Origin of the sequence: Aeromicrobium sp. REDSEA-S32_B7 (genome assembly GCF_001626145.1) — a bacterium.
GTDB classification, from domain to species: domain Bacteria; phylum Actinomycetota; class Actinomycetes; order Propionibacteriales; family Nocardioidaceae; genus Aeromicrobium; species Aeromicrobium erythreum.
In genome coordinates, this window is record NZ_LUNF01000074.1 from 1 (window position 1) to 6,415 (window position 6,415).

8 protein-coding genes are annotated in these 6,415 nt (G+C 74.1%); 3 read left to right on the top strand and 5 right to left on the bottom strand.

Annotated elements, in window-relative coordinates:
- The first annotated feature begins 130 nt into the window (after positions 1–130).
- On the top strand, positions 131–769 hold the full coding sequence (locus A6Q79_RS05725) for a sigma-70 family RNA polymerase sigma factor (protein ID WP_286689490.1): 639 nt from the start codon (positions 131–133) through the stop codon (positions 767–769).
- A 277-nt stretch (positions 770–1,046) separates the two neighbouring features.
- Here the strand turns inward: A6Q79_RS05725 and A6Q79_RS05730 are convergent, their stop codons facing one another.
- Genes A6Q79_RS05730 through A6Q79_RS05745 form a run of 4 tightly spaced genes read right to left on the bottom strand, consistent with a single transcriptional unit; the run spans position 1,047 to position 4,398 of the window.
- Entirely contained in the window at positions 1,047–2,597 is a 1,551-nt protein-coding gene (locus A6Q79_RS05730; RefSeq protein WP_286689489.1) for a fused MFS/spermidine synthase, read from the bottom strand.
- 58 nt (positions 2,598–2,655) lie between these two features.
- The gene (locus A6Q79_RS05735) at positions 2,656–2,934 is read right to left on the bottom strand and encodes a Rho termination factor N-terminal domain-containing protein (RefSeq protein WP_286689488.1); all 279 of its coding nucleotides are present in this window, start codon (positions 2,932–2,934) and stop codon (positions 2,656–2,658) included.
- 25 nt (positions 2,935–2,959) lie between these two features.
- The gene (locus tag A6Q79_RS05740; RefSeq protein ID WP_286689487.1) at positions 2,960–3,817 is read right to left on the bottom strand and encodes a glucose 1-dehydrogenase; all 858 of its coding nucleotides are present in this window, start codon (positions 3,815–3,817) and stop codon (positions 2,960–2,962) included.
- The gene (locus A6Q79_RS05745; RefSeq protein ID WP_286689486.1) at positions 3,814–4,398 is read right to left on the bottom strand and encodes a hypothetical protein; all 585 of its coding nucleotides are present in this window, start codon (positions 4,396–4,398) and stop codon (positions 3,814–3,816) included. The genes A6Q79_RS05740 and A6Q79_RS05745 overlap by 4 nt, the downstream gene beginning before the upstream one ends.
- Before the next feature lie 75 nt (positions 4,399–4,473).
- Here A6Q79_RS05745 and A6Q79_RS05750 point away from each other — a divergent pair, with 75 nt between their 5' ends.
- Both A6Q79_RS05750 and A6Q79_RS05755 read left to right on the top strand, forming a co-directional pair.
- Positions 4,474–5,019, top strand: a complete 546-nt coding sequence (locus tag A6Q79_RS05750; protein ID WP_286689485.1) for a hemerythrin domain-containing protein — start codon at positions 4,474–4,476, stop codon at positions 5,017–5,019.
- Between the two features lie 86 nt (positions 5,020–5,105).
- Positions 5,106–5,801 carry a GAF and ANTAR domain-containing protein gene (locus A6Q79_RS05755; RefSeq protein ID WP_369037990.1) on the top strand — a complete coding sequence of 232 codons (696 nt, stop codon included), beginning with the start codon at positions 5,106–5,108 and terminating at the stop codon, positions 5,799–5,801.
- A 20-nt stretch (positions 5,802–5,821) separates the two neighbouring features.
- Here the strand turns inward: A6Q79_RS05755 and A6Q79_RS05760 are convergent.
- Positions 5,822–6,415: GAF and ANTAR domain-containing protein (locus A6Q79_RS05760; protein WP_317697052.1), on the bottom strand; the 594-nt coding region annotated here is incomplete at its 5' end.

Here is a 6,415-nt window from a genome sequence, read left to right on the forward strand (position 1 = left end):
GTCCACGACCCACGGCGTACCCCGGCGCCTGCCGGACGAACCGCGCCGAGTTGCGGCGCGCTCGCCAGGGGGTGACAGTGGGGGCGGTTCAGCAGCAGCCACTTCGTCACCCGTCCTTGGGGGGACCGACATGGCTGACTGCAACCCGCTCGTCACCGAGCACCTCGACCTCGCCGCACGACTGGCCCGCGGCTACCGCGGCCGCGGCGTGGAGGACGACGACCTGCTCCAGGTCGCTCGCCTCGCCCTCGTGAAGGCCGCCGAACGCTTCGACGCCGGCGTCGGCGCGTTCGCGCCGTTCGCCGCGAGCACGATCCGCGGCGAGATCAAGCGCTACTTCCGCGACTTCGCCTGGAGCGTGCGTCCGCCCCGGCGGCTGCAGGAGCTGCAGGCGCAGATCGCCGGGGAGACGAGCGCGGGACCTGTCGCGCCCGAGACCCTCGCCGCCCGCCTCGGCGTGCCGCTCGCCGACGTCCGTGAGGCGATGGCGGCGAGCAGCTGCTTCACCAGCGACCGGATCGACGACGAGCTGGGCGCGGGTGCGCTCGACGACGCCGGCTACGCCCGCGTCGAGGCCTGGCTGACCGTCCGCTCGCTCCGGGACAACCTGAGCGAGGACGACCGACGTCTGCTCGCCTGGCGGTTCGTCGACGAGCTGCCGCAGCGCGAGATCGCGACCCGGCTCGGCATCAGCCAGATGCAGGTGTCGAGACGGCTGTCGAACCTGCTGGCGCGGCTGCGGCGCGAGGTGGGCGAAGCCGCCGCCTGAGGGCCACGACGGCTCCTTTCGGCCTGCGGGACCGGCCCGCCGGGTACAGCCTGGCACCAGGACGTCCCCGGGTTGAGCCGACAGCCCGGGGTCGTCCGCATGCCGCAGGCGCCACCGGGTACGTGTCGGACGAGACCTCAGGAGGCCCCCATGAGCGACCACCGTCGATCCCATCGACCACAGGACCCCGTCCGACGCGGCGACGCGTTCCGCCCCGGGGCGCTGCGCGCGGCGATCGTCGGCGCCTGGTCCCGCACCCGACGGCGTGGGCGGCGGGTCAGGCGCCCGCGCGCGTCGTGAGCAGCTGGTCGACCGGCGCGTAGTCGTCGGTCAGCACCGGCGCGTCACCGACCCAGCGGTCGAGCGTCGAGCCTGCGAGGACCGTCCAGCCCACCTGACGCCGGTCGAGCTGGGCGCGCAAGGCGTCGACGTCGAGCGGACGCTCCGACGCGACCATCACGAGGTTGCCGCCCTCGACCTCGTCCGCCGAGGCTGGGCTGCTCGTCGAGGCGGGGCCGGCGGAGGCGGGGGCCGGCGCGCCGAGCACGGCGACGTGCGGCCACCGCTCCTGCAGCGTGCGCGCCTCGGCCCGGGCGAGCCGCAGCCGGCCGTGGTCGATGAGGTTGAGCACGTACACGCCGTCGCCGTCCAGGGCACGGTGCACCTCGTCGAGCATCTCGAGGGTCGTCAGGTGCCACGGCACGCTGACTCCGCCGAACGCGTCGCCGACGACGAGGTCGAGGCTGCCCGCGTCGACGTCGCGCATGCCGAGCCGACCGTCCTCCACACGCACCTGCAGGGCCCGGCTGGTGCGCAGCCCGAGGTCCTCGCGGTCGAGCTGGACCACGCCGCCGTCGATCTCGGAGACGACGCTCGTGCTGCCCGGCCGGGTGGCGGCGAGCCAGCGCGGCATCGTCACGCCGCCGGCGCCCAGGTGGTGGGCCCTCAGCGGACCGTCGCCCGGGAACATCGCGTCGATCGCCGCCGCGTAGGCACGCGTGTAGGAGAACTCGAGGTACGTGGGGTCGTCGAGGTCGACGAAGGAGTGCCGCAGGCCGTCGAGCACGAGGAGCCGGCCGCCGGTGCTGCTGCCGGCGGCCTCGACGGTCGCGCAGTGGTAGGTGGTCTCGACCTCGCAGCCGCTCGGCACGAGCCCCGCGGTCCCCCCGGCCAGCAGGGCGCCGCCGACGGCGAGCAGCCCGACCGCCGGGCCGCGTCGACGCAGCTCGAACGCCGCGGCGGCGACGCCGAGGAGCACGCCGAGGCCGACGAGGATGGCGCTCACGCGCACGTGGGAGATGAGCACGAACCCGGTGAGGACGGTGCCGACGATGGCACCGACGGTGCCGATGCCCGAGAGTCGGCCCACGACGGTCCCGGTCTCGCCGAGGTCGTGCAGGAGCAGCTTCGTGACCATCGGCGTGACCGCCGACAGCAGCGCGCCGGGCACGACGATCGTCGCGGCCGCGACCAGGAACAGCAGCGCCGACGAGCCCGGCTCGGCAGCCGCGCGGACGGCGAACGGCGTCAGCGCCACCACGACGCCCGACACGCCGAGGAGCGGGGCGACGGCGCTGCGGGGGTCGATGCGGTCGGCGGCGCGGCCGCCGGCCCACGAGCCTGCCGCGATCGCCGCGAGGGCCAGACCGATGACGGTCGTCGACGTCTCCAGTGTCAGCCCCAGGTAGGGAGCGAGGAGCCGCAGCGCCACGATCTCGACCACGAGCACCGCCGCGGACGAGCCGAACACCAGCGCTCCGGCCGTGAGGTCGCCGATGCCCGGCTGCGCCGGCTCGGGCGCGGACGGGTCCGGGGCGGCGTCGCTCATGACGCCATCCTCCCAGCCCATGCCCCTTTCCGGGCGGTAGGTGCGGGGAGGTCGGCCGTCAGTGGTTCCGGAGCTTCTCGATGAGGTCGTCCTTGCGCAGGTCGGAGTAGCCCTCGACGCCGAGCTCCTTGGCCCGGTCCTTCAGCTCCTCGACCGTCCAGTCCTCGTACGACCCGGACTCCCCGCCGCGCTTCCCGACGGTCTTCTTGCCGTCGCGCGCGGCGGCGTTGGAGATCCGCGCCGCCTTCTCCTTCGAGGCGCCGTCGTCGCGCAGCGCCTCGTACATCTCGGGGTTCTTCAGCGACGGCTCGTCGCGTGCGTCCTTGCCTGCGGGCATGGCGTCCTCCTCGGTGGGTGGCGGCTCAGAAGACCGGCTTGCCGCCGGTCACCCCGAGCACGGTGCCAGAGACATAGCTCGCGTCGCGCTCGGAGGCCAGGAACACGAAGGCCGGCGCGACCTCGGCGGGCTGCCCGGCGCGACCGAGCGGGGTGTCGGAGCCGAACTGCTCGAGCTTCTCCGGAGGCTGGGTGGCGGGCTGCAGCGGGGTCCAGATCGGGCCGGGCGCCACAGCGTTCACGCGGATGCCGTCGCCGCCGAGCTCGGCGGCGAGGTTGACCGTGAGGTTGTTGAGCGCGGCCTTCGTCGACGCGTAGTCCAGCAGCGACGTCGAGGGCTCGTACGCCTGGATCGACGTGTTGTTCACGACGCTCCCGCGACGCTCGCGCAGGTGCGGCACGGCCGCCCGCGTGAGCCAGAAGGTGGCGTACAGGTTGGTCTTGAGGACCCGGTCGAGGTTCTCGTCGGTGATCGCCTCGATGCCCTCCTCGCGCGCCATCTGGTAGCCGGCGTTGTTCACGAGCACGTCGAGGCCACCCAGCTCGTCGACCGTGCGGGCCACGACGTCGTCGCACGCCGCACGATCGCGCAGGTCGACCTCGACGGCGAGCGCGCGACGGCCGGCGTCCTCGACCCACCGCGCGGTCTCGGCGGCGTCGTCGGCCTCCTCGGGCTGGTACGTGAAGGCGACGTCGGCGCCCTCGCGGGCGTAGGCGATCGCGACGGCGCGGCCGATGCCGGAGTCACCACCGGTCACGAGCGCGACCTTGCCCTCGAGCCTGCCGTGGCCGACGTAGGACTCCTCGCCGTGGTCGGGTCGAGGGTCCATCGCCGCGGTGCTGCCGGGCGGGTCCTGCTGCTGGGCGGGGAAGCCGTCGCTCATCGGATACCTGTCTCGTCGGGGGCGGGGGTCGGCTCGAGGGGGACCTCGGGCACGTCGTCGGGGTCGGTCGGCTCGACCGGCTCGACGTCGGGGTCGGGCAGGGGTGCATCGGGCGCGAGGGTCATGCGGACTCCTTCGGTCAAGGTCGTGACCTCGACGTTCCCCCGGATCCGGAAGCCATGCATCTCGGACCGGCCGAGGACGTCGGGTGCGGGTCCGCCGGCGCCGGACTCACCGACGTCGGGCTCGAGCAGCATGAGCCGCAGACCGGGCTCGGTGCGGCGGGCGACCCACCGGGCCACCGTCGACACCGCGCCGAGGCCGTCGGGCACGTCCTGACGTCGCGCACGGCACCACACGCCGTCGTGTCGCAGGACCAGCACGAACCGCCGTCGGGCCAGCCGGTGCCACGCAGCCTGCGTGTCCGCCGGCGGGTCCACGTCGGCCGGCACCAGGCAGAGCACGGCGTCGCGGTCGGGCGCGTCCTCGAGGGCGAGCAGCTGCTGGCGGTCCCGGTCGTCGTCGACGCTCAGCACGACGACGCCGGGACGGTCGCGCGCGGTCTCCAGGAGACGGGTCATGTGCACGCCGTACCCGGGGCGGCGCCGGCCATGCGCCGACGTGCGCAGGGTCTCCCCCGTGCCTACGCTCGCCGCATGAGCATCGACACCACCATCGACCTGGGCCGGCCCGTCTCGGGCGACGTCGTCGACCTGATCCTCGACGACCACCGTCGCTTCGAGGACCTGCTGCGCCAGCTGCGCAGCACCGCGTCGGACCGTGATGCCGTCCGCCAGGCCTTCGCGGCCCTGCACGTCGCGCACGCCGAGGCGGAGGAGCGGCACGTGTACCCGCAGCTGAAGAAGCGGCGCGCCGTGGACGCCCACGAGGCCGACCACGGCGAGCACGAGCACGCCGAGGGCAACGAGGCGCTCCTGGCCGTCCTCGAGTGCGCCTCGACCGACACCCAGAAGTTCGACGACGCCGTCGAGGAGCTGACCCGCCTGATCAGCCACCACCTCACCGAGGAGGAGCTGACGATCCTCAACCCGGCGCGCGAGGAGCTCGGCCCCGAGGTCCTCGCCCGGCTCGGCGAGGCGTTCGCGACGGAGCGCAACCAGCAGATCGACGCCGACTGCGGGCGGACGGAGAACGTGCGCCGCCTGGTGGAGGAGGCCCGCGCGGAGGGTCTGATCGACTAGGAGTGACCCGGTCGAGGGACGCACCGCACCCATGTGGTTCGCTGTCCCTCGGTTGAGCAGCAGCCGACGACCTCGCACGCCTGGAGGTGGTCGCCCTGACCCACTCCCCCGTTCCGCCGGACCCGCTCCGTGACGGACCCCCCACGACGCCCGAGCTGGCGCGTCACGTCGTGACGCTCGCGGCGACCGCCGCCGGGACACCGCACGGTGGCCTCGCCATGGCGACGCCGCACGACGTCGACGACCTGGTCGTCACGTCGACGACGTTGGCGTCGGTCGCCCTGGGGATCGCCGGAGGCCCTGGCCCCGACGACCTCGCCGAGAACATCGTCGTCGTCCGCGACACGTCCCTCGACGCCCGCTGGCCGACCTGGTCGACCACGCTGGTCGGGCTGGGGGTGTGCTCCGTCCTGGTCGCACCCGTGCAGACGATGCACCGACCGCCCGGCGTGCTGGCCGTGCACGCCGACCGCACCGACGCGTTCTCCGACGCCGAGGTCGCCGCGTTCGGCGAGGTCGCGACGGTGGCGTCGTCGGCCCTCGCGGTCGCGCTCGACCGCGACGGCCTGCACCGTGCCGTGGCTGCCCGCCGTCTCATCGGCATCGGGATCGGGATGCTCGTGGAGCGCTACGACCTGTCGGTGGAGCGCGCGTTCGGCGTCCTCGTGCGGCACTCGCAGCACCTCAACCTCAAGCTGCGCGACGTCGCACGCCACCTGGTGGAGAACGGGGAGCTCCCCGAGCAGGCCCCGGACGAGCGGGACGGCCCGGAGCCGACGTGACCTCGCGCGTCCGTGAGCGCTCAGACGTCGTCGGGCAGCGTGCGCGTGCGCACGACCTCGCTCGCGACGACCGCCAGCTTCTCGTTGCGGTGCTGGGAGTAGCGCACGAGCACGCCGAAGGCCTGGTCGGCGTCGACGCCGAAGCGCTCCATGAGGATGCCCTCGGCCTGCCCGATCACGGTGCGGGTGGCGAGCGCCTCCTGCAGGGTGCTGCGCTCGCGGGCCGACGCGATGGCGATGGCGGCGTGGCTCGCCAGGTGGCGGGCGGCGATCCGGTCGGCCTCGTCGAAGGCCTCGGGCTCGGTCGCGTAGAGGTTGAGGGCGCCGAGCTCGCGGTCGGCCAGCGCCAGCTGCACGCAGAACATCGAGCGCACGCCCTTGCCCACCACGTCCGGGCGCCACGACGGCCAGCGCGGGTCGGCGGCCAGGTCGGGGACGTCGACCTCGTCGGCGTGCAGGGCGTCGACGCAGGGACCCTCGGACAGCTCGTGCTGCAGGTCGTCGGCCCACGCGACGAGGTCGCTCGTGGGCGCCACGGTCTCCACGCGGCCCCGGCCCCGCACGAGCGAGACACCCGCGTCGCTGGCACCGCGCACGAGCTCCAGCGCCAGGGT

What these genes read in the sequence shown, in the direction of transcription:
- A6Q79_RS05725 (WP_286689490.1), top strand. Translation starts at nt 131, where the DNA reads ATGGCTGACTGCAACCCGCTCGTCACCGAGCACCTCGACCTCGCCGCA.
- A6Q79_RS05730 (WP_286689489.1), bottom strand. Translation starts at nt 2,597, where the DNA reads ATGAGCGACGCCGCCCCGGACCCGTCCGCGCCCGAGCCGGCGCAGCCG.
- A6Q79_RS05735 (WP_286689488.1), bottom strand. Translation starts at nt 2,934, where the DNA reads ATGCCCGCAGGCAAGGACGCACGCGACGAGCCGTCGCTGAAGAACCCC.
- A6Q79_RS05740 (WP_286689487.1), bottom strand. Translation starts at nt 3,817, where the DNA reads ATGAGCGACGGCTTCCCCGCCCAGCAGCAGGACCCGCCCGGCAGCACC.
- A6Q79_RS05745 (WP_286689486.1), bottom strand. Translation starts at nt 4,398, where the DNA reads ATGACCCGTCTCCTGGAGACCGCGCGCGACCGTCCCGGCGTCGTCGTG.
- A6Q79_RS05750 (WP_286689485.1), top strand. Translation starts at nt 4,474, where the DNA reads ATGAGCATCGACACCACCATCGACCTGGGCCGGCCCGTCTCGGGCGAC.